The following is a 22985-nucleotide window of genomic DNA, read 5'->3' as shown; positions in this document are numbered from 1 at the left end:
ACGTTATTGCCAATGATACAGGTTTTTTTGCCCTTATTAATTTATTATATTTCCTAAATTTAGTAATCGCATTCTATATCTAACTTACTGATAATTAGGAAGTTTATAAAATTTTTTCTCTCTCTTTAAGAGAGTAATAGCCGCTGCTGAAACAAGCATAATAAACAGATTAATATGCATAATCTGATAACTCGGGCCTGCAAAAGATCTGAATATTACAAAAGACTCAAAAATACATAAATAGGACAATATTATGTAGTCATCTGTAGACCATATACGTCTTTGGACTATAAGCATTTTGAAAGAATCAAATACTAATGTGAAAGCAAATGTTATGAGGAAAAAAGTACCAATTACCCCAACATTTACTAAGCTTTCCAAATATGTGTTATCAATATTTGAAAAAACAGATAAGATTTTGGACATATCAAGGGATTTATGGCCAGAATAGAAGCCTTTTCCAAGCAAAGGGTCTTCGATGAAAGCGTTATACGCTATTGACCAAATATTACTTCTTCCAGACATTGATAAAAAAAGATTTTTGTCTTGGCCTCTTAAAATAAAAGCTAAAATAAAATCACTATATAAAACAAAAGCAATTATGCCTGTAATTACAATTGTAACAATAGATCTCCATTTGTTATTGAAAACTAAATATAATAAAAAAAATATTATAGTTGCAATAATAGAAGTTCTGCTATGCGCTATAAGTAAGGTTAATAGACCAACTAAAATAACAAAAAAGCAACCATTTTTATGCCTTTTTTCATAATAAAAAGTTGTAATACCAATAAAAAAAATTATGCCAGATAATTGACTTAGAGTATTAGGGTGTATTTGAGGAATAATTCCTCCCATAGATATTGAAGTTATATCCACCATAGTATTTTCTCTAATGAAAACTGTCCCTACATCCCGTGAAAGCTCAGGGTAAATCAATATTCCAACCAAAGAAAATAATACCAATGCGAATATTATAAAAGTTAATCCATGCACTAATTTATAATAGTAATCTTTTTCATGGCGTGATGATTGAAAATATAAAAAAACTAACGTTACACATAGCAATAGTTCAAATGATTTCCATAGTGTTTCTTCTGGGAATGGGGAATAAAAAGCAGATAAAAAACATACTATAATATATATGATATACCATTTTACATACGACATTCTAATAAAACTGTGCTTCGTGTGAAGTTTAAAAGAGCAATAAGCAAATATAAGCAAATAAGCAATTATTCGAATATATCTATTGGCACCTAAACTCGACTCGATAGAAAAAGCGCTTTCACGATAATTATTTGGCCAGAAAAGCATGCAACAAATTATAAGCGAAGTAATTAAAAAAAGTTTGTCTGAAAAAAAAGCCTGTTTCCATATGCTTACAGGTTTGAAACGGGACAAAACAAAAAGAATAATTGATCCAATTATTACTATATTAAAGTAAACGAATGCAGATATATTCATGATTTAATAGTTTTTTTGCTTTTAAAAAATAAAAAGAATAAGATTATGCATGAAATAATTTGAGTCAGCAATATTCCAATCATTGCTCCACTGGCACCAAATAATACAGTCAATTTATTAGCAGAGAGCAATGTAAATACAGACATCAAACCATAGGAAATAAATATTGCTTTTGTATAATCAATCGTTCTAAATGCCGCTCGCAGCGGGAAATTTAAATACATTAATATGTAAATAGGGCCCCACCAAGTTAATATATTGGCGTAGGCGATATATTTTTTCCCATAAAACAGGGTTAGCCAAAAAGATGGGAATAATGCTATTCCAGCTACTATGAATGATACTAACACGCAACCCCAAAATGATACTTTTAAGACATACGACTTCAGACCATCAAGGCCCTTACTTAAAAATATTTTTGTCATTTTGGATGGGAAAATGTTTTCAAATGCCTGGAAGAAAACGTGTGTAATTGCAATTAAATTTTGAGTAGCACGTATTGCACCGGCTGCAGATGCTCCATTGATACTCGCAACTGTCACAATAAAAAAATTGCCAGTAGTCCATTGTAAGAATGCACTGAAAAGAAGCCATTTTGTCATGCGCCAGTTATCAATTATGGATTTCTTTATATTGGTGTGGTTTAGATTAATTCTAAGACCTTTGCTTCTGAAATACCCTAATATTACTGCCACAAGTGAAGTTCCAGATACAACATACAGAACATCCAAAGTATTAAGAGATATAAATTTAAAAAGAATAATAAGCATTATAAGCTGCCCAAGGTAACTCACACAGTCATTTAATAATGCTTCTTTATGTGAATTTTTTGAGAAAAAGAACCTTCTGTAAAAATCCTGCACTTGATATGCGGCAAGAGAACAGCATAAGGGAAAGCACAAAGCTTGTAGATTCATCTCTGGCTTGAAGTAAATGCTGATTTTTATGGCTGAAAAAAGAAATATTACAGAAAAAATTGTTAATAGTAATTGCAATGAAAAAAAATTATTATAAAAAGCTTCTTTTTCTTTCGGTTCTTTTTTTGAGGGTGCAAGACTCATCATAGGACTTATTATCACTGCAAGTTGGATACTGTTAAAAAATAAAACAGTCATCCATGCTAAGGTAAATTTACCGTATTCATTAACTCCAAGAAATCTTGCAATAATAATACCCGTCAAAAAATTACAACCGCTGACTATTGCCTGATCAATGAGCGCATAGAGAATTCCATGCTGTTTTTTTGCTAATTGTCTCAATCTTAGAATCATATAAAATTCTTTTTGAAATACAAAACTGATGACGCCATAAAAACCTGGGTTTCAGTTATTGCTGATCGCTCATCCATCAAATTTGAATAAATAATGCTAAAAATATTTAACTCCATAAAGGGTTGTAAAATCAAGATAATGGCTGATTTAAAATTTCATCGATAGAGCTTTTATTTTTTACAGCTTTTAAAATTGTATTCAAGGTTGCCAAATCATTTATGCTTTTTATTTTCTGAATCATTTTTATGGGAGTTTCGGTATTTCCATAAAGTATAGAAATCATAAACCTAAGGCTCTCCTGTAATGATTGTGCTCCCTGCTGTACGCCTTTTTTGGCCCAACCGCAGTGGTTAAGGCAGTTGCCACTTCCTTTTCCCTGATATATTCACTTCCGCAAGAAGTGCGAAGATATCCGGAAGACGGGAGTTTAGTTCCGGATCTCGTATATGCTTTAGAATCAGGAGTGTTATTTTTAAAAGGATACTCCCTATGATGTCTTTGTCGTTATATTTGGAAAGATCATAAATAATAAAATCAAAATCAGGGACAAGTCATTTTAATTCGTCTGATGGTATTGAAACTGCTGACGAAAAATTTGGATTCATTTTCCAGTTTTTTTGCCATGGTAAATAACTATGGGAATAATAGGAGGCAGCTTGCCTTTTTTATTTTTAGATCCATGCAGGCGCCATATTTCAACAATATACTGCAAAAGCTGAAAATGAATGTTTTTGTCCTTGAAGCTTTTATGCTCAAAGAGAAAATATACAAACCCTGAATCCTCACCAATTGTTACTTTATATAATATATCTGAAAAAAAATCGCTGAGTTCATCTGTGACGTAAGAATCCTTACAGATTTCAAGCGTATCAATATTTATTGAGGAAACGATTCCCTGCGGCAGGTAGTTTTCTACAAAACTGCGAGCTGTTTCAGAGTTTGTCCATACTTCCCTGAAAAAACTATCGTGTGGGTTTTGTATTTTGTTAGAACTATTTTCCATACAAACTAATGCTGTGACCCCAATAAATCCTGTTTTAACTGTTCATAAAGATAATGAGCGGTGTTGCTGCTGAAATCAACCGAGTGTATGGCCTGTTGGCTTAAGTTCCGGTCAGCTTCTCATTAATAATTGTTTTAATGCGCATATAAACAAAATACGATAAAAGCAAGCGTTAATTATTATATTATCGTGTTTTTAAAACTGATAATCTCACAAAAGTCATAAAAAGGCGTCGGCATCATGTCCGACTTGATCAGGTATCTTTGTCATTTCTGTATTCCGGCCTGCGCCGGAATGACGCTAATAGAACTTTTTGCGACCTTCTTACCATTTTTTTAACAAACCACCGGCTCCTTGCTGTCGGTGGTAGCTGTCGTATCCCGATTGAAGCCTGTAAAAGCCGCATAGAAAACTCTTGCGATATCATAAAGCCCTTCGAAAGACCCTGGTTCTGCCACTCCCCAAAATGGACTCGGCGCGCATTTTAAAAAAATTCCTGAACAGTGACTCCAAACATTAAATAACATTTTTGTATAATTATTTTTAGATTTTTGAATCCTGAAAAGCTTTAAAAAGCCACGATTCCTTTTCTTCTTCGCAAATCAGACTCTGTGATATTCTGAAAATATTGCCCGGACTTGATCAGGTATCCTTTATTTTCAGTTGCTTATGGATTACGGCCTGCACCGGAATGACGATAATAGAACTTTTTGAGACCTTATCAATATTGATTTTATATTAGGATGAACAAATAAAACTCACGAATAAATATCTGTAATTATAATATCCTGAAATAATGGAAAAAAGATCTTAATATCTTTCATGCTCCCTTCTTTATTTTTCTACAAAATGCAAATATGTAATATTTGCATATAGTGTAACAAATTTGAAACAAATTAATTGAATACAGTATATAATCTATTCAAGAATATATCATAAAATAAGTATGTTATCTTATCTCATTAATCTTGAATAGTATTGGCACGTTAAGTGCATTGTAAGAAAGCGTGTTTGTGCTGTGAATAAAATTGGCTTTGCTTAAGGGTTCACAAGACGTCAGGCAACTTGGAATTTTAACAAGTAATAATAAAGGAGATGAGCCATGAGGAAAATCGCTATCTATGGCAAGGGCGGAATCGGTAAATCGACAACAACCCAGAACACAGTGGCAGGTCTTGCTGAAATGGGGAACAAGGTAATGGTCGTTGGCTGCGATCCAAAAGCTGACTCTACACGTCTTCTTCTCGGCGGCCTTGCACAGAAAACAGTTTTAGACACACTTCGTGACGAAGGTGAGGATGTCGAGCTTGATGACGTTCAAAAGACAGGTTTCAAAGGTTCTGTATGTACGGAATCAGGTGGTCCTGAGCCAGGTGTCGGATGTGCTGGTCGAGGAATCATAACCTCAATAAATCTCCTTGAACAGCTTGGCGCCTATGCCAGTGATAAAAGCTTAGACTATGTTTTTTATGATGTTCTCGGAGACGTTGTTTGCGGCGGTTTTGCAATGCCAATCCGCGAAGGCAAGGCGCAGGAAATCTATATTGTTGTTTCGGGCGAGATGATGGCCATGTATGCGGCAAACAACATCTGCAAAGGTATAGTGAAATATGCTGAAGCTGGTGGCGTAAGGCTCGGAGGTCTTATCTGCAACTCAAGAAATGTTGATTTTGAAAAAGAGATGATAAGCGCGCTTGCAGCAAAGCTTGGAACCCAGATGCTCCATTTTGTGCCAAGGGACAACGTGGTTCAGAGGGCAGAAATCAACAGAAAAACCGTCATTGAATATGAGCCTGAAAATAAGCAGGCCGATGAGTACAGGACTCTGGCCGAGAAAATCAGGGATAATAAAATGCATGTTATTCCGACTCCGCTTGAAATGGAAGAATTTGAAAAGCTTCTCGTTGAATACGGACTTGCCGGTTAGTTCAGAATTTAAATTAATTTTGCCTGATTACGAGCAAAGGGCGCTCTAATTTGGCCTACGATAATAAGGAGAAACTCCATGATAATGATCAGAGCTATAATAAGACCGGAAAAGACAGATTGTGTTCTTGCCTCACTCATGGAAGCAGGCTTTCCTGCCGTAACTAAATTCCCTGTAGTTGGCCGAGGAAAGCAGCGCGGAATCAAAATAGGTGAAATCACATATGACGAGATTTCAAAAAACCTGATTTTCACAGTTGTTAAACCCCAGGACAAGGATTTCGTTGTCAAGACTATTATAAAGGCGGCACGTACAGGTGACAAGGGCGCTTACGGAGACGGCAAAATTTTTATAACCCCTGTGCTTGAGTCTTACACCATAAGTTCAGGAATTAAGGAATTGCCTTCAGGCGAACTTGAGGAGGTCAAAATATGAAAGAAGTCCTGGCTATTGTCCGAATGGACATGATGAACAAGACAAAGGCAGCCCTCACCGAAGCAGGGATTTCTTCCATGACCGCGAGGGAAGTTCTCGGACGAGGTAAGGGGCTTGTTGATCTTTCACTCCTTAAAGGCGCTGAACTTGGATACGAGGAGGCCATTTCCCAGCTTGGCCAGACAAACAGGCTGATTCCAAAACGCCTGCTTACAATGGTTGTGCCGGACAAGATGGTTGACCGAATAGTCAAAACTATAATCAAGGTCAATAAAACAGGAAAAGCCGGCGACGGCAAGATTTTTATCCTTCCGGCAACTGATGCGATCAGGGTCAGAACCGGTGAAAGCGGCGATTCAGCCCTTGATGAAATTTAGCTCGATTCCATTTGCATTCAAGATGACAGCAAGGCGGCAAGGAGGAGGCGACGCAGACGTACGTTTTCTGTACGTTGAGGAGCCGACGACATAGCCAACACCGCTGCCGCTTGAATGCGGATTGGAATAAGACATACGGAGGGACTTATGAGCACGAAAGAATCATTAAAATATGAAGTCAACGGAACAGAAATGACTCCTGAGGAAATCAAGACTGATATGACCAGGATTTATCCGTCCAAAGTGGCCAGAAAGAGGGCCAAACACATCATGGTAAATAAGGTGTGTGATGACGGGTGTGTTCCTGAAATAGAATCGAACGTAAGAACCATCCCTGGCATAATTACCCAGAGAGGATGCAGTTACGCAGGATGCAAGGGCGTTGTTCTGGGGCCGACCCGCGATATCGTGAATATTACCCACGGCCCCGTAGGATGCAGTTTTTATTCATGGCTTACAAGACGCAACCAGACAAAGCCAGAAGCAGAGACTGATGAAAACTTCATGACATACTGTTTCACCACAGACATGCAGGAAGAGGACATTGTTTTCGGCGGCGAGAAAAAGCTCAAGGCATGTATCCAGGAAGCCTATGACCTTTTTAAACCTAAGGCCATAAGCATATTTTCTACCTGTCCGGTAGGTCTTATCGGTGATGACGTGCATGCTGTTGCCAAAGAGATGAAGGAAAAGCTCGGCGTAAACGTTTTTGCCTTCAGCTGTGAAGGCTACAAGGGTGTCAGCCAGTCAGCGGGACATCATATAGCAAACAATGGCTTGTTCACACATATAATAGGTCTGGATGACACTATAAAAAAGGGCAAGTACAAGGTTAATCTACTTGGTGAATACAACATTGGCGGCGATGCTTTTGAACTCGAAAGGATCTTTGATAAATGCGGAATTACGCTTCATTCGACATTCAGTGGCAACTCGACATATGACGGCTTTGCAAACAGCCATACTGCCGATCTGAATACCGTAATGTGCCATAGATCTATCAATTATGTGGCTGAAATGATGGAGAAAAAATACGGAATTCCATGGTTTAAGGTTGATTTCATAGGCGCGGCGGCGACTGCCAAATCTCTCAGGAAGATAGCGGCATATTTTGAAGATCCTGAACTCATAGCAAAAGTTGAGGAAGTTATTGCAGAAGAAATGCCTGAGGTTGAAATGGTAATGGCTGATGTAAAAACAAGGTGCAATGGCAAGACAGCGGCCCTGGTAGTTGGCGGGTCACGAGCTCACCATTATCAGGAGCTTTTCTCTGAAATTGGAATGACAACTCTCATGGCTGGCTATGAATTCGGACATCGCGATGACTATGAGGGCAGAAAAGTTATTCCGACAATCAAAGTGGACGCCGACTCAAGGAATATCGAAGAGCTTGAGGTCTCTGCTGATGAAGTCCGGTACAAACCGAGAAAAAGCGCCGAAGAACTTGCAAAGCTCAAGGAAGAAGGAATCGACTGGGCAGATTATGTGGGGATGATGCCTGAAATGAAGGATGGGGCTTTTGTCATAGACGATATCAGCCAGTACGAGACTGATTATATAATCGAAAATCTTAAGCCTGATATTTTTTGTGCGGGCATCAAGGAAAAATATGCTGTCCAGAAACACGGCATCCCGCTCAAACAGCTTCACAGCTATGATTATGGCGGGCCTTATGCTGGATTCAAGGGAGCCGTCAATTTTTACAAAGATATTGACCGTATGGTTAACAGCAAAATATGGGGATACTCAAAAGCTCCATGGGATTTGAATCCTGAGCTTTCTGCAGCATTCGCAAACAGTTAGCCTGAAAAAGATATCCGGATAAATCCTCTCCTTCCGGTTGGGGATCAGGGCGATAGATAAAAGGCTGCCAAAGTCTCCCCTTTGCCCTGATCCTCATAAAACTGAGTTTTTGTCGGAGTAAGAGCAAAAGAGTACTCTTGTCCGACTTACGAGAAAATAATGGTGGCGTGTCCACATTACAGAAATAAAGGAGTTCTTATGCTGCTTCGACACACTCCAACAGAAATAAAAGAAAGAAGCGCTCTTTCCATAAACCCGGCAAAGACATGCCAGCCAATAGGCGCGATGTATGCAGCTTTGGGTGTGAAGGGATGTCTGCCTCACAGTCATGGTTCCCAGGGCTGTTGCGCTTACCATAGAAGTACTCTGACCAGGCATTATAAAGAACCGGTCATGGCAGCCACAAGCTCATTCACAGAAGGGTCGTCTGTTTTCGGCGGTCAGTCCAATCTTGTGCAGGCCATAGACAATATATTCACCATTTATAATCCTGAGGTGATTGCGGTTCATACAACCTGTCTTTCTGAAACAATAGGTGATGACCTTACACAGATTACAAGAAAGGCGCATGAAGAAGGCAAGGTTCCGGCGGGTAAGCATATCATATATGCGAGCACTCCAAGCTACGTTGGTTCGCATGTAACTGGTTTTGCCAATATGGTAAAAGGCATGGTCAACTGTCTTTCTGAAAAAACTGAAGTCAAAAATGGTAAAATGAACATCATCCCAGGCTATGTCGAACCTTCGGACATGGAAGAAATTAAGAGAATCGCCTCTGAAATGGGAATATCGACAATCATGTTTCCGGATACGTCGAATGTCCTGAACGGTCCTCAAACCGGTCGATATCACATGTTTCCCCGGGGCGGTGTGAGTGTTGAGGATCTGAAATCAACCGGCGACAGCATGGCAACAATCGCTCTTGGGAAAACAGCTTCTTCTGCGGCTGCTTTGGCTCTTGAAACCAAATGCGGAGTGAAATGCGATATCCTTGATCTGCCCATCGGCCTTCACGGCACGGACAGATATGTGGATGCCTTGAGGAAAATGGCGTGCGTGAGCGTACCTGATTCCATCAACAGGGACAGAGGTCAGCTTGTGGATGTGATCACTGACATGCACCAGTATTTCTACGGAAAGAAAGTCGCAATAGCAGGTGATCCTGATCAGCTGATAGCTCTTACCGAGTTTCTTGTAAGCATCGACATGTACCCAGTTCATGTCGTTACTGGAACCCCTGGAAAGCAGTTTGAAAAGACGATTTTGGATCTTACAAAGCATCTTCCTGTGAAGGTGAATGTTAAGTCTCATTCTGACCTTTTTATGCTTCATCAGTGGATAAAGAATGAGCCGGTTGATCTTTTAATAGCTAATACATACGGCAAATACATAGCCAGAGACGAAGATATACCGTTCATCAGATACGGTTTCCCGATTCTGGACAGGGTGGGACACAGTTACTTTCCGACTGTAGGCTATAAAGGCGGTTTGCGTCTTGTTGAAAAAATTCTCGATGCGATTCTTGAAAGAAAGGATCGGGATGCACCGGAAGAAAATTTTGAATTGGTTATGTAATAACGCAGCACACGTGATTTTGCTTAATAACTGATGCTGCGCGCAAGCCCGGAGCGGGAGGGCAGTCAATCGCCCTCCCAGTTCAGGAATGTAGGCTGGTATGCCTTCGGCGAGTAGCTTTTTTGAAAAAAAGCTCCGCAAAAACTTTATGGATTTTAGATTTTGGAATCCTGATTTTTGATTCTGGATGGCAAGCACATAACAAAAATCATCAATCAAAAATCTGAAATCAAGGGAGAATAGCCATGACAGATATATCAATACTCGACGAACGCAAGAAGCAGATATTCACCAAGGGCAATGATGACTTTGAAATGAAATGCGAATCCCAGAGCGTTTCAGGTTCCGTAAGCCAGAGAGCATGTGTTTTCTGCGGGTCAAGAGTTGTTCTTTATCCGATTGCTGATGCTCTTCATCTTGTTCACGGCCCCATCGGCTGTGCGGCTTATACCTGGGACATAAGAGGAGCTCTTTCATCAGGCCCGCAGCTTCACCGCTTGAGTTTTTCAACTGATCTGAGGGAGACAAATGTCATATTTGGCGGCGAGAAAAAGCTTTATGCGGCTCTTACTCAGTTGATCGAGATGTACAAACCCAAGGCTGCCTTTGTCTATGCTACCTGCATAGTCGGAGTAATAGGTGATGATGTTGATTCAATATGCAGAAAAGTAACTGAAGAAACCGGCATTCCTGTGATTCCTGTTCACTCAGAAGGATTTAAGGGAACAAAAAAGGATGGTTATGCAGCGGCATGTCAGGCTCTTTTCACCCTGTTTGATAATTTCAGTCCGAATATGGATGAAAAGCCTAAGTTTGCCATAAACATTCTCGGAGAATTCAATATCGGCGGAGAGGCCTGGATAATAAAGGAATACTACAGAAGAATGGGCGTCAACATCATTTCTGTAATGACAGGAGACGGAAGGGTTGATGATATCAGAAACGCTCCGCTTGCATCTCTAAATGTGGTGCAGTGTTCCGGCTCCATGACCGGCCTTGCAAAGATGATGAAGGAAAAATTCGGAATTCCTTACATCCAGGTTTCATATTTTGGAGTCGAGGATACAGCCAAGGCTCTTTATGATGTGGCAGAATTCTTCGGTGATGCAGAGCTTCTGAAAAATACATCTGAGATGATTAAAGCCGAGATTGCTGAAATACATCCTGAAGTCCTTTCCATAAGAAGGCAGCTTGAAGGAAGAAAAGCAGCCGTTTATGTGGGCGGAGCATTCAAGGCTTTCTCGCTTCTCAAGGCCCTTAAAAACATAGGCATGGATGTGGTTGTAATCGGTTCCCAGACAGGGGCAAAAGAAGACTACAAGACCTTAAAGGAAATCTGCGATCCAGGAACCATAATTGTGGATGATGCCAGTTCGCTTGAACTTGCAAAATTCATAATCGAGAAAAAGGCCGATCTTGTTATAGGCGGAGTCAAAGAAAGGCCTATAGCCTACAAAATGGGCATTGGCTTCTGCGATCATAATCACGAAAGGAAAATTCCCCTGGCAGGTTTTGAAGGCATGCTTCACTTTGCCAGAGAAGTCAGGAATACGGTTTTAAGTCCTGTATGGAAGCTTTTTCCTGCAAGAAACGAAGTAAAAAAAGAATCTTCAGGAAAGGCGGCGTAAGAACGTGGGGACTTTTTGAAAAAAGTCCCCACACCCCCAAAAAACTTTATGGATTTGTTAGGCATCTGACAAAAAAATGAAACCATAAGTTTTTTGCGGAGCTTATTTCAAAAAAGCGATCCGCTTGCAGCTGATTAATTATCAGGCTTGATTATATAAGGAGAGCAGCATGGAAACAAACATCCCAAACCGTGATTTTACCCAGAACGCTTGCAAACTGTGCGCTCCGCTTGGAGCCTGCCTCGCATATAAAGGAGTAAAGGGTGCGATCCCTTTTCTGCACGGCTCCCAGGGCTGCGCGACATATATAAGACGCTATCTGATCAGCCATTTCAGGGAACCCCTTGATATTGCGGCGTCTAATTTTTCCGAAGCTTCCACAATTTTTGGCGGAGGAGAAGCTTTGAAGACTGGTCTTTTGAATATTGTCCGTCAGTATTCTCCAGAAATGATTGGCGTTGCAAGTACCTGTCTTTCAGAAACAATTGGCGAGGACGTCCCTCTTGCACTTAGGGAGCTTAGAATCAGCAAAGGCATAACTGGTCTTCCTTCAATGCCGTTTGCATCGACTCCGAGTTATGCAGGAACCCATGCAGACGGTTTCCAGGCTGCTGTTCTTTCAATGGTTAAAACCATTGCTGGAGCAGATAAGCCAGAATCAATTGAACAACCTGTTGTGAATATTCTTCCAGGAATGCTTTCGACAGCAGATTTGAGGCATCTCAGAGAAATTAGCGAGGATTTCGGCCTTAAGCCAGTCATCCTTCCAGATTACAGCGAAACCCTTGATGGTGGCCCCTGGGCTGAATACCAGAAACTTCCTTCAGGCGGTACATCTGTTGAAGAAATAAAGTGCATGGGAGCTTCGGTAATGTCAGTGGAATTCGGGAAGGTGTCAACATCAGGATTATCCGCTGCTGAATATCTGGAAAAGGAGTTTCATGTTACTGCCAGAAAAATGGAAAGGCCGATTGGTGTGAAAGCTACGGATTTATTCATGAATGAGCTTTCACATGCTTCCGGAAAACCTGTTCCTGAAAAATATGAAAAAGAAAGGGCCAGACTGATAGACAGCTATGTGGACGGTCATAAATACGTTGCAGGAAAGACGGCGGCTGTTTTTGGCGAGGCAGACATGGTTACGGCAATCTGCGGCTTCCTGTCTGAAATCGGCATAACTCCGGTGATTGCAGCGTCTGGCGACATGAGCAGCAGATTTGTTGCTGCCATGAAAGAAGCTGTGTCTGATTTTGATGAAAAGGATATCCGCATAATTGACTCGGCAGATTTTAGAGACATTGAAGAAGCTGTTGAAGAACTTTCTCCTGATATTCTGATTGGTTCGAGCAAGGGTTTTGCTATGAGCAGAAAAACCGGAGTCCCTCTTTTAAGAGCTGGAATGCCGATTCACGACAGGATGGGCGGCGCAAGGATACTTCAGATTGGCTATCGGGGGACCCAGGCCTTTTTTGACTCAATCTGCAATACTTTGATTGAGAATATGCAGGAGGAATCTGAGATTGGATACACCTATATATAGCTTTGATGGATTCACAAGAATAGGGGCAACAAAACCATAAGTTTTTTGCGGAGCTTTTTTCCAAAAAAGCGACCCGCCGGAGGCCGGTTTCCCGATATTTTTTGAATAATTGATTGAATAAGGGTTTCAGTTCATTTTGGACTAAAGGAGATACGCCATGGAAAACAGTTTTGAAAATCATCCGTGTTTCAACGCATCAGCAAGAAAAAAATATGGCCGCGTACATCTGCCTGTAGCTCCAAGATGCAATATTCAGTGCAGATTCTGCAATCGCAAGTTTGACTGTGTGAATGAAAGCAGACCAGGAGTGGCAAGCGCAGTTCTCAGTCCTTATCAGGCACTTGCATATCTGGATGACATTCTTTCTGAAAAGAAAAACATAGCGGTTGTTGGAATAGCAGGGCCTGGCGATCCTTTTGCAAATGCAGAGGACACGATGGAAACCATGAGGCTCGTTAATGAAAAGTATCCTGAAATGATTCTTTGTCTTGCAACAAACGGTCTTAATCTTGCGCCTTATGTTCCTGAGCTGGCAAAACTGAACGTCAGCCACGTTACAGTTACTGTTAATGCTGTTGATCCGGCAGTGGGAGAAAAAGTATACGCCTGGTTCAGGCATGGCAAGCGTGTTTTGAGCGCGTCCGAAGGAATTGCAACTTTCATTGAAAAACAGCTTGAAGCAATAGCTCTTCTAAAAAAATACGGAATCAAGATCAAGATAAATACGATTCTTCTCCCTGGTATAAATACTGAACATATCAGGGATATTGCCGAGAAAGTTTACAGTCTCGGTGCTGACATCATGAACATTATTCCTCATTATCCTTGCGAGGGAGCAGCGTTTGAAGGGATTGGAGAACCAGATCACGAGGCTTTGAAAAAGGCAAGGTCAGAGGCAGGCGAATTCATGTCCCAGATGACCCATTGTGCAAGATGCAGAGCAGATGCAGTCGGATGTCTTGGTGAAAGCAATTCCGACGAGATAATGGAAAAGCTGCAATCATATCAGAAAATGGAGAACCTGATCCCGATGAAAAAAGCTGTCCCAGGATCTGGCAGATATGTAGCAGTTGCAACCCGGGAAGGGCTTCTGATTAACCAGCACCTTGGCGAAGCTCGCAAACTTTACATTTATAAGGAAGAATCAGGACTTCCGGTTCTGTTTGATGTTCGAGAGGCTCCTCCCCAGGGCGGAGGAGATACAAGGTGGGAGAAGATTGCAAGTGTAATTTCTGACTGTTCGGCGCTCATGGTCAGCGGAATAGGGGACACACCCAAGAGAGTTCTGACTGGTCACGGAATAGATGTGAATGTTCTGGAAGGTATGATTTCTGACATTCTTCCAGGATTCTGGACAGGAAAAAACCTTAATCATCTCAGGCCGTTTCAGGCAAAAGGGTGTGGAGGCGGAGGAATGGGGTGCATGTGATTTCAACCGCATTCAAGCGGCAGCTGCATTGCCTGCATCTTCAAATCCTCGACGTACAAAAAACGTATGTCTCCGGGTTTTTCTCCTTGCCGCTTTGCTGTCATCTTGAATGCGAATTGGAATAACCTATGTCAGATTAGATGCCTGCTATTAATAATGAGGTTTTTTGTGAAAAGGCACCTATGCCCCAATAATCATAAAGTTTTTTGCGGAGCTTTTTTTCAAAAAAGCGACCCGCCGGAGGCAAACAAAAAAGAAAATCAGGTTCGATATACTCCAACCTGTTTATATTAATTTCAGATCAAGGAGACCAAAACATGAGAACGCCAACATATCACATCTTTGTATGCTCAAGTTTCAGAATCAGCGGAGAACCCCAGGGAGTCTGCCATAAAAAGTCAGGTGCGACCCTTATGCAGTATATTGAGGAGGAAATTCTTGATCGCGGTCTTGATGCAATGATTTCATCGACTGGATGCTTGAAGGCTTGTGAAAAAGGACCAGTCCTTGTGGTTTATCCTCAGAACTACTGGTTTGGCGGGGTTGATTCAAAAGATATTATTGATGAGATTCTTGATGCGCTTGAAGATGGTAAGCCTGCGGAATCATATCTGCTTTAATAAAATTAGAGGTGCGTGATTCTAACGCACCTCTAAAAAGGAGTTTTTTCATGGGATCAGCAGCAACTGTTTTCAGAAAGGAAGTTGTGCTTAGAAAAGATTCAGCCGAAAGAGTCAGGGTCAGGCCAGCTACAAAAGATGATATCGAAGACTTGGCTGATCTCATCGCAATCCTTTTCAAGCTTGAACCTGATTATATTATCGACAGGGCCAAACAGAAAAAAGGTCTTTCAGCTCTTATCGATTCTTATTCAGCATATATAGCTGTTGCAGAATTTCAAGGCCGGGTTTTAGGCATGTGCTCGTGTCAGACCATAATTTCAACATCCGAGGGCGGTCCTGCAGGAATTATTGAGGATCTGGTTGTCTCTCCTGATTTCAGAAAAAAAGGCATCGGCAAGGCGCTAATCAGAAATGTGGCTTTATGGGCCGAAAAAAAAGGAATCTCAAGGCTTCAGCTTCTTGCTGACAGGGATAATTACGGAGCTCTTGGTTTCTATAGGAAAACGGGCTGGAACATGACCAGGATGATATGTCTTAGAAATTATTCCGAAAACATTATTGGTTGATTTTTGAGCATTTGCATAATATCTTGATTTTATATCAAACTAAATTTTAGTGATATAATGACAAATTCAAAAAAAGTCCGATCCCAGTCATTCCGGCGAAGGCAGGAATCCATTTTTGACTTTTTGCAAGACAATCATAAAATAACTCACTCATCAAGGAGAATAAAATGTTCAGAAAAACTTCTATTCTTGCGATTCTTTTAATTTTTGTAACATCTTCGGGCTATTGCGGGGAAATAAGCGTATCAGCAGCCATAAGCCTCAAAAATGCCTTTGAAGAAATAGGCAGAATATATGAGCAAATCAATAATGGTGAAAAGATAATATTTAATTTTGGAGCGTCTGGTGATTTAAAAAAACAGATAGAAGGAGGCGCTCCGGTCGATGTTTTTGCGCCTGCTTCTCAAAAAGATATGAATGATTTGTCTGAAAAAGGCCTTATTATAAAGGACTCCAGGATTAATTTTGCTTCAAATTCAATAGTCCTTGTCAAACCGTCAGGATCAGTGGGCAAAATCTCATCTTTTGATGATCTTGCAAAGCCTGAGATTAAAAAAATATGCATCGGAAATCCTGCCACAGTTCCAGCAGGAAAATACGCTAAAGAAGTATTGACTCATTTTGATCTCTGGAAAAAGCTTGAAACAAAGACAGTGCTTTCAGAAAATGTCAGACAGGCCCTTGATTATGTTGTCAGAAATGAGGTCGATGCAGGGATTGTCTATGAAACAGATGCCATGTCTGTTCCAAAAGGAGTTATTGTTGCTGTCAAGGCTCCGGCTGATTCGCATTCCCCAGTAATTTATCCTGCTGCACTTGTTGCGGCAAGTCAAAATCAAGGAGCGTCAAAAAAGTTTCTGGATATTCTTGTAACTGAAAAAGCGGTTGAAATACTAAAGAAGCATGGCTTTTCTCCTGTGCAATGAAATATTGGATAAGGTTTAAGGTATGAATTCGACTTATTTTTTTCCAATAATGCTTTCTCTCAAGGTCTCCATTGTTTCAAGCATAATGGTTGTAGCAAGCGGAGTTCTGATTGCTTATATTCTCGCAAGAAAGCAATTTAAATGGAAGGAAATGTTCGACGTTCTGCTGACGCTTCCAATGGTTCTCCCTCCCACTGTTACAGGTTATTATCTTATTGTTATTTTTGGGAGAAACGGGATCATCGGTAGTTTAATATATGAAATGACAGGCTGGACAGTGATGTTCACATGGCAGGCGGCTGTCCTTGCTTCTTATGTCGTATCGCTTCCTTTGATGATCAAAACAGCGAGGGCAGCCATTGAAGAAGTTGATGAAAATCTTGTGAATGCGTCTTACACGCTTGGAAGATCAGAATTAGAAACCGCTTTGAAAATAATTCTACCGCTTTCCAGGCGAGGGATTATGGCCGGGGCAGTACTTTCGTTTGCAAGGGGGATCGGTGAGTTCGGCGCAACGCTCATGCTTGCAGGAAATATTCCTGGTAAAACAAATACAATGCCAATAGCAATATATTCATTTGCTAGCTCTGGAGAATGGGGGAAGGGACATATAATGGTTATTTTTTTGACCATTTTTTCAGGGGCAATTCTTTATTTAGCCAATAGATATTCACGAAAAATCTGAAAGTTGTTTGCGAAGCTTTTGAAAAATAGTCGATCCACAAGCGGCAAATTTTATTGCCCAAAAAGGAGTCTGGTATGGGGATTTCAGTTTATATAAAAAAAAGCCTCAGAGAGTTTGATCTTGATGTCAAATGGGAAGCAGGGAACGAGCTTGTGGCCCTTTTCGGATATTCCGGATCAGGAAAAACCATGACACTCAAAGCCATATCAGGTCTTGTGACTCCAGATTCAGGTAGTGTTTGTCTTAATGGCAAACCTCTTTTTGATTCGTCTTCGGGCTTAAACGAATGCCCTCAGAAACGCAAAACAGGTTTTGTTTTTCAGGATTATGCACTTTTCCCTCATATGACTGTCGAGGAAAACATAGCTTACGGCCTTAACAAGCATGAAAAGAAAAACTCAAAAGAAAGAATTTACGAGATGCTTGACTTATTTCACTTGAAAGGACTTGAGAAAAAAAATCCCACAAGACTTTCAGGCGGACAGAAGCAACGGGTGGCCTTTGCAAGGGCGCTTGCCGTAAAGCCATCTGTTTTGCTTCTTGACGAGCCTTTTTCAGCCCTTGACAGCATGATCAGACTGGAAATGAGAAGCGTCCTTAAAGCAATGCAAAGGACTTTCAATATTCCGGTTGTGCTTGTTACCCATGATTTTCCTGAAGCGCTTGAGCTCGCTGATAAAATGATTGTGTACTCAGATGGAAAGATTCAGCAGACTGGAACGCCATCGGAAATTTTTTTGAAGCCGGAAAATGAAAAGGTCTCAGAGCTTTTGTCGTGCTGGAAGAGAAAGGATATTTTTGAAATTAGCTCTGATCGTCTTTGTTATTTTGATAAAAGATTAAAAGTAAAATGCGAGGCAAACCATGCTGCATGAAAATATCAATAATAAAAATATCATTCTTATAGATTCAACCTTGAGAGATGGGGAACAGGCTCCTGGCGTCTCGTTCTCCAGGGAAGAAAAATTTGAAATAGCCATGATGCTTTCCGATGCCGGAATCGATGAAATTGAAGCAGGTATTCCTGCAATGGGTGATGACGAAGTGCATTTTCTGAAAAAACTATCATCTTCAGGATGCAGATCACGCATCATTGCATGGTGCCGGGCTCATATGACGGATCTTGAACTTGCGGCTGAGTCAGGAGTATCTGATGTTCATATCAGTTTTCCTGTTTCTGATCGCCATCTTAAGATTCAAGGAAAGAGCAGGGCATGGGCAATAGATAATCTTTCAATAATAGCAGGCAAAGCATCTGAAATGTTTGACAGGGTTTATGTTGGTGCCCAGGACGCAACAAGATGCGATTTTGGTTTTCTGCAAACTTTTGTTGAAGAGGCTGAAAAAAGTCGGGTTTCAAGGGTCAGAATAGCAGATACGGTTGGATCTTCTTCTCCTTCGGAGATTTATGAAATGATAAGAAGCCTTGTTTCTGTACTATCTTCAACAATAATTGAATTTCATGGCCATAATGATTTTGGCATGGCGACAGCAAATGCAGTATCTGCCATAGAGGCCGGAGCCGCCGCTGTCAGTGCAACAGTCTGCGGCATTGGAGAGAGGGCGGGAAATACTCCTCTTGAAGAAATTGCACTGTGGCTTGCTCTTAAAAAACCAGGGTCTACGATCATGAAGACAGAGGCGCTAAAAAAAATATGCGAAAAAGTATCTGAAGCATCTGGAATTCCAATCCCTGTGAACAAGGCAATTGTGGGAGAAAAGGCTTTTGTCCACGAATCAGGTATCCATGTTCATGGACAGATTATTGATTTTCTTGCATATCAGGCTTTTAACCCCGAATTAGTTGGCTCATCAGAAAGTTTTATCATTGGAAAGCATTCAGGGCGAGCTTCAATAAAAAAGGTTCTTGAATCCATGGGTATTAATGTTACGGATCTTGAGGCAGTTAGAATACTTAAATCAGTCAGAAAACATTTTGAGGCGAGGATAAAAAATACTCTGAGTGAAAAAGATCTTATTTCTTTGGTTGAAAACTGCTCAATTAATGTGAACAGGAGGCCTGCATCTTAAAAAAAACACAAAAGCCATTCCTGCAAAGGCCGGATCCAGATGTAATTTAAACGACTGATGGCCGGTAAATCCGGCATCCTATAATTTCAGCCACTTCTTGATTCCGGCCTGCGCCGGAATGACGGTAATCGGACTTTTTCACCTGTTCAAAGATTACGGCTAATAAAAAGCAATTGCGTGATCCTCAGAGAATCCAAGCGCATTCATCGGTTCTTTGAATTTGACCCCGAATCCTTTATCTTCATTTCTTGTTATATACCCATTAATTCTAAAAGATGTGCTGCTGTTTGGGATTTTGATAGACAGGCAGATATCGTTGCCTATTGCAAAAGCTTCATATGAATTGATAAACATACCACCCTGGCATATATCAATAAGTTTGCCATGGTACTGCAAATCACTAATTGAGTAATTGACATTCAATTCTGTTTTACAACGTAAAAAGTTTCTTTTTTCTTTCATTGTTATTTAATTGTAATTATCTATTGATAAAATGATAAGTATATGATTGATTATTGTAGTTTGGTTGAATTATATATATTTTCTGATTTAGTCAAGCTCTTTGAAAGTTGTTTATTGATAATTAGTGATATTTTAGTTAATGATCCGTGATGAATAACTGGTCCAGCTATTACAGCAATTATTCTATATCAGGTATACATGCTTTTTTTGATAGCATAATAACCTTCTTGAAAAAAATGTCCGGGAATGTAATTCTTGCTTTTTTTTAAAGGAGGATTTTTTATGCCTTTGTTCAAGAGGCTTTTAAAAGCGCTTGTTGTTCCTGTTCTTATATTGGCTATTTCGGGATTATTATCAGTTTTCTGGTCAAAACTGGTTTTTCTGCTTTTCAGACTTCACGCATTTACTGACATATTCGGATTCCTGACAGTGATGCCTTATTTCATATTGTCAGCCTCGGCAATAGCTGGGGCGAGATATAATAATACCGGATATTTTTTCAGCTCAGCATACCTGATATTGCTTTACTTTCTGAACCGGCTTTATTCTGTAGAACAAAATAATCATGTTATTTTGTCAAATGCCTTTTTTGCTTTGTCGCCCCTGTTTTTTATTTTTTTTTCGCTTCAATCCAGAAAGAGATTTTTATCAGTACGAACCCTTAATAACCTTGCATTCGTATTTGTTGCAGGTTTACTTGTTTATCTTTTGGGGAAAAATGTATTATCTGATGTTATTGAACCCAATATTCCGTTCAGGTTCAGGGATGGTTTTTTGTTTATTATTGAAAAGATTGATGCTTTTCTTTTTTTAGATAGTTCGACCAAGGATGAATTCGCATATGCGGCTAGATTTTTTTTAATCTTTATTGGTTTTTCCTGGTTTGCAATAAGGCTTGCAATGAAGCACGATCCTGATTCTGCAGGCTATTTAGGCGTCATTGCTGCAATCATGACTGTTTTTTATACAACAAAACCAGAAAATGAAATGATCTTTTTTTCTTCTGCGGGCTTTATTTTTATGGCAGCTTTGCTTGAGGCTTCGTTTATGAAAGCCTATGTTGATGAATTAACAGGTATAGGCGGGAGGAGAAGTCTGGAAGATGCGATGATCAATCTTGGCAAAAAGTACGCTATAGCTATGTTTGATATTGATCATTTTAAAAAATTTAACGATACGTACGGGCACGAGGCTGGAGATCAGGTTCTTAAACTCGTTGCAACCCGGCTTAACGGATCTTTTGGAAGAAATGCCTATAGATACGGCGGCGAGGAATTCACAGTCGTTTTTCCAGGCAAAAACGCTAAAGAAGCTTTTCCTCTACTGGATTCTTTCAGAGCTGACCTTGCAGACCACAAATTCATAATAAGAGAGACAGGAAGAAAAAAAAGCTCGGCCAATAAAAGGGGACAGGAAAAAAGTTCCTCACGGAAGAGCGTTGTAATAACTGCAAGCATGGGTGTGGCTGATTCAATAGCATTTCCTGGTGAATACCCTAAAAATATAATGAAAATAGCTGACCAGGCACTTTATAAGTCAAAGCAAGCTGGAAGAAATTGTGTGAGTATTGCGTGACTTTATGTAATTTGTAATCCTGTTACTTAATTGCTGTTTAACTCTTCGTCAAATTTTTGGCTAAACAAGTATATTTTTCCCTTTTGTTTCAGCCTTATTTATTTAAAATACTGAATTTTAAAGATTAAATTTAATGGTATATATATTGCTTTCATACTCTTCAGAAGTATGCCCGTTTACTCTGACTTATGGAGGTAGATATGAAAACCAAATACAGGCAATTAACCATGGAAAGAAGAAGCACTAGAAGATATCCTGTAAAAGAAGGAATGTATGCGGCATTTAAATCCGGCCGGCTGCTTGTTGGTACTATCGATAATTTTTGCAAAGGTGGGTTATGTTTCAGGTACTTAGATGACCTTGAAAGTGCTTCTGATGATAGGAGTGGTGAGTTGACGCTTTTTTCATACAACCACGGCTTTTTTCTGGATAATATAAAATGCAGGATTGTCAGAGATGAAGCAGATAACTCAGATCCTTCTTTTATTGATATAAGCATGAAAACCCTTGCTGTTGAATTTAATGACCTTGACTCATATCTTAGTCAGGGTATTAGTGATTTTATCAATAATTTTTGCATAATTAATCATAGTCCCGGGCATCCAGGTATCAGAGAAAAACGTGAAGAAAACCATGAATATAATCAGTATATGAAATATATGAGAGCTGTAAACATTTGATAAAGTCAAGATCAGTTGACTGCTGGAGGCCTTTTTGGATGACGTTGCATGCAAGTTTGAAATTAATCGTGAATTGATATTCTCCTTAAATAAAATATATGACTTCATAGAAGCGACGACTCAAAGACCTCCTGATAGCGCGGAGTTATCAAAAGTTTTGAACAGGTATTTCATACTTTCAGAAATAGGCGCACAAATAAAATGGGAAAGAGAAAACCCTGGCTTTTGATTCTGTCAAGATTGTTATTATCAAAAGGCATTACGTGTTGCTGTTTTAATTAATATTTTCTATGAAACCTCTTGCATTGACAAATTAATGGTTATAATTACTTTCAAAGTGTCAATTTTAACTTTAGGAGGATTTCATGGTTATTGATGTTACGGAATCTGCCCAGAAGCAGATTGCTGAATATTTTGTAGGACGGGCTGTAATGCCTATCAGGGTTTTTTTGACAAGTGGTGGCTGAGCAGGCCCCTCATTGGCATTGGCTCTGGATGAAGCCAAAAATTCTGATATGGTGTTCGAAGTGGGTGGTCATAAATACATAGCAGATAACGAGTTTTTGAAGGCTGCAACCCCTGTTCATATTGATTTCAATGAAATGGGCTTTAAAGTGTCATCAAGCCTTGATTTGAGCTCACCTAACGGAGGTGGGTGCTCTGGGTGCGGTACTTCGAGTTCCTGCTGCAGCTAAAAATATATTTAATATATTTGACATGATGCAAAAAGTGACGATAAAGCCATTTAGGACTTTTTGCGAGATCATCAGAATTAATAGGAGCACATATATGTGCTCCTATTTTTTTGTTTGCCCGGCAAAGCCGTGCCCCCGTCTGTTTGAAAGAAAGCAGAGATGCCCCGTCCGAGGGGAAATCAATCCGAATCGCAAGGGCGCTACTGGTAACGGTAGGGTTTGAAGGAAGCGACAGGAAGAGAATGGTACATAGCGAAAGCGAACCTGATACGGCTCGTGCAGAGGGT

The 22985-nt window shown here is 40.1% G+C and carries 22 protein-coding genes and 1 pseudogene; 17 read left to right on the top strand and 6 right to left on the bottom strand.

The features are described 5' to 3' along the window. Nucleotides 1-84 precede the first annotated feature (84 nt). The 5 genes and pseudogenes from K245_RS0107765 to K245_RS28470 form a co-directional block, all read right to left on the bottom strand. Nucleotides 85-1467 carry an O-antigen ligase family protein gene (locus K245_RS0107765; RefSeq protein WP_027358829.1) on the bottom strand — a complete coding sequence of 461 codons (1383 nt, stop codon included), beginning with the start codon at nucleotides 1465-1467 and terminating at the stop codon, nucleotides 85-87. Then, nucleotides 1464-2738: a lipopolysaccharide biosynthesis protein gene (locus K245_RS0107760; protein ID WP_027358828.1), complete on the bottom strand. Its 1275-nt coding sequence runs from the start codon at nucleotides 2736-2738 to the stop codon at nucleotides 1464-1466. Before K245_RS0107760 ends, K245_RS0107765 begins: the two co-directional genes overlap by 4 nt. A gap of 130 nt (nucleotides 2739-2868) precedes the next feature. Beyond that, the gene (locus tag K245_RS27675) at nucleotides 2869-3021 is read right to left on the bottom strand and encodes a hypothetical protein (protein ID WP_156906738.1); all 153 of its coding nucleotides are present in this window, start codon (nucleotides 3019-3021) and stop codon (nucleotides 2869-2871) included. A 67-nt stretch (nucleotides 3022-3088) separates the two neighbouring features. Further along, nucleotides 3089-3274, bottom strand: a pseudogene (locus tag K245_RS28530) (Rpn family recombination-promoting nuclease/putative transposase); the annotation flags it as partial. Nucleotides 3275-3339: 65 nt separating this feature from the next. Then, a complete protein-coding gene (locus K245_RS28470) occupies nucleotides 3340-3741 on the bottom strand; it encodes an Rpn family recombination-promoting nuclease/putative transposase (protein WP_051283971.1) in 402 nt (133 codons plus the stop codon). A gap of 1102 nt (nucleotides 3742-4843) precedes the next feature. Between K245_RS28470 and nifH the strand changes: the two genes are divergently transcribed. The 14 genes from nifH (at nucleotide 4844) to K245_RS0107675 (ending at nucleotide 19286) form a co-directional block, all read left to right on the top strand. Further along, nucleotides 4844-5668 (top strand): nitrogenase iron protein, encoded by an 825-nt coding sequence (gene nifH / locus K245_RS0107740; RefSeq protein ID WP_027358827.1) that lies wholly within the window; start codon nucleotides 4844-4846, stop codon nucleotides 5666-5668. Nucleotides 5669-5746: 78 nt separating this feature from the next. Further along, a complete protein-coding gene (locus tag K245_RS0107735; RefSeq protein WP_027358826.1) occupies nucleotides 5747-6103 on the top strand; it encodes a P-II family nitrogen regulator in 357 nt (118 codons plus the stop codon). Continuing rightward, entirely contained in the window at nucleotides 6100-6480 is a 381-nt protein-coding gene (locus K245_RS0107730) for a P-II family nitrogen regulator (RefSeq protein ID WP_027358825.1), read from the top strand. The genes K245_RS0107735 and K245_RS0107730 overlap by 4 nt, the downstream gene beginning before the upstream one ends. A 147-nt stretch (nucleotides 6481-6627) precedes the next feature. Continuing rightward, on the top strand, nucleotides 6628-8283 hold the full coding sequence (gene nifD, locus K245_RS0107725; RefSeq protein WP_198013851.1) for a nitrogenase molybdenum-iron protein alpha chain: 1656 nt from the start codon (nucleotides 6628-6630) through the stop codon (nucleotides 8281-8283). A 198-nt stretch (nucleotides 8284-8481) separates the two neighbouring features. Beyond that, complete coding sequence (nifK, locus tag K245_RS0107720) at nucleotides 8482-9858, top strand: nitrogenase molybdenum-iron protein subunit beta (RefSeq protein ID WP_027358823.1); 1377 nt, start codon at nucleotides 8482-8484, stop codon at nucleotides 9856-9858. A 245-nt stretch (nucleotides 9859-10103) separates the two neighbouring features. Beyond that, the gene (nifE, locus tag K245_RS0107715; protein ID WP_027358822.1) at nucleotides 10104-11486 is read left to right on the top strand and encodes a nitrogenase iron-molybdenum cofactor biosynthesis protein NifE; all 1383 of its coding nucleotides are present in this window, start codon (nucleotides 10104-10106) and stop codon (nucleotides 11484-11486) included. Nucleotides 11487-11655: 169 nt separating this feature from the next. Further along, nucleotides 11656-13026, top strand: coding sequence for a nitrogenase component 1 (locus K245_RS0107710; protein ID WP_027358821.1), 1371 nt, complete (start codon nucleotides 11656-11658; stop codon nucleotides 13024-13026). Between the two features lie 157 nt (nucleotides 13027-13183). Beyond that, entirely contained in the window at nucleotides 13184-14455 is a 1272-nt protein-coding gene (nifB, locus tag K245_RS0107705; RefSeq protein ID WP_027358820.1) for a nitrogenase cofactor biosynthesis protein NifB, read from the top strand. A gap of 317 nt (nucleotides 14456-14772) precedes the next feature. Continuing rightward, a complete protein-coding gene (locus K245_RS0107700) occupies nucleotides 14773-15075 on the top strand; it encodes a (2Fe-2S) ferredoxin domain-containing protein (protein ID WP_027358819.1) in 303 nt (100 codons plus the stop codon). 50 nt (nucleotides 15076-15125) lie between these two features. Then, nucleotides 15126-15644, top strand: coding sequence for a GNAT family N-acetyltransferase (locus K245_RS0107695; RefSeq protein ID WP_051283970.1), 519 nt, complete (start codon nucleotides 15126-15128; stop codon nucleotides 15642-15644). Between the two features lie 167 nt (nucleotides 15645-15811). Continuing rightward, nucleotides 15812-16570 carry a molybdate ABC transporter substrate-binding protein gene (modA, locus tag K245_RS0107690; RefSeq protein WP_027358817.1) on the top strand — a complete coding sequence of 253 codons (759 nt, stop codon included), beginning with the start codon at nucleotides 15812-15814 and terminating at the stop codon, nucleotides 16568-16570. 22 nt (nucleotides 16571-16592) lie between these two features. Next, entirely contained in the window at nucleotides 16593-17255 is a 663-nt protein-coding gene (gene modB / locus K245_RS0107685) for a molybdate ABC transporter permease subunit (protein WP_027358816.1), read from the top strand. 74 nt (nucleotides 17256-17329) lie between these two features. Beyond that, on the top strand, nucleotides 17330-18130 hold the full coding sequence (locus tag K245_RS23565; RefSeq protein WP_084156170.1) for a sulfate/molybdate ABC transporter ATP-binding protein: 801 nt from the start codon (nucleotides 17330-17332) through the stop codon (nucleotides 18128-18130). Next, nucleotides 18120-19286 carry a LeuA family protein gene (locus tag K245_RS0107675; RefSeq protein WP_035276765.1) on the top strand — a complete coding sequence of 389 codons (1167 nt, stop codon included), beginning with the start codon at nucleotides 18120-18122 and terminating at the stop codon, nucleotides 19284-19286. Before K245_RS23565 ends, K245_RS0107675 begins: the two co-directional genes overlap by 11 nt. 159 nt (nucleotides 19287-19445) lie before the next feature. Here K245_RS0107675 and K245_RS27190 read toward each other — a convergent pair whose 3' ends face one another. Next, nucleotides 19446-19748 (bottom strand): PilZ domain-containing protein, encoded by a 303-nt coding sequence (locus K245_RS27190; RefSeq protein ID WP_084156169.1) that lies wholly within the window; start codon nucleotides 19746-19748, stop codon nucleotides 19446-19448. A gap of 282 nt (nucleotides 19749-20030) precedes the next feature. Between K245_RS27190 and K245_RS26470 the strand changes: the two genes are divergently transcribed. From K245_RS26470 to K245_RS0107645, 3 genes are all read left to right on the top strand, one after another. Next, nucleotides 20031-21323: a GGDEF domain-containing protein gene (locus K245_RS26470; protein ID WP_051283969.1), complete on the top strand. Its 1293-nt coding sequence runs from the start codon at nucleotides 20031-20033 to the stop codon at nucleotides 21321-21323. A 200-nt stretch (nucleotides 21324-21523) separates the two neighbouring features. Continuing rightward, entirely contained in the window at nucleotides 21524-22003 is a 480-nt protein-coding gene (locus K245_RS0107660; RefSeq protein WP_027358813.1) for a PilZ domain-containing protein, read from the top strand. 479 nt (nucleotides 22004-22482) lie between these two features. Continuing rightward, nucleotides 22483-22698, top strand: coding sequence for a hypothetical protein (locus tag K245_RS0107645; RefSeq protein ID WP_084156168.1), 216 nt, complete (start codon nucleotides 22483-22485; stop codon nucleotides 22696-22698). Nucleotides 22699-22985: the final 287 nt, after the last annotated feature.

The organism is Desulforegula conservatrix Mb1Pa, from assembly GCF_000426225.1.
GTDB classification, from domain to species: domain Bacteria; phylum Desulfobacterota; class Desulfobacteria; order Desulfobacterales; family Desulforegulaceae; genus Desulforegula; species Desulforegula conservatrix.
Note: the sequence above shows the minus strand (reverse complement) of the source record. Positions and strands in the feature narration are given on the sequence as shown.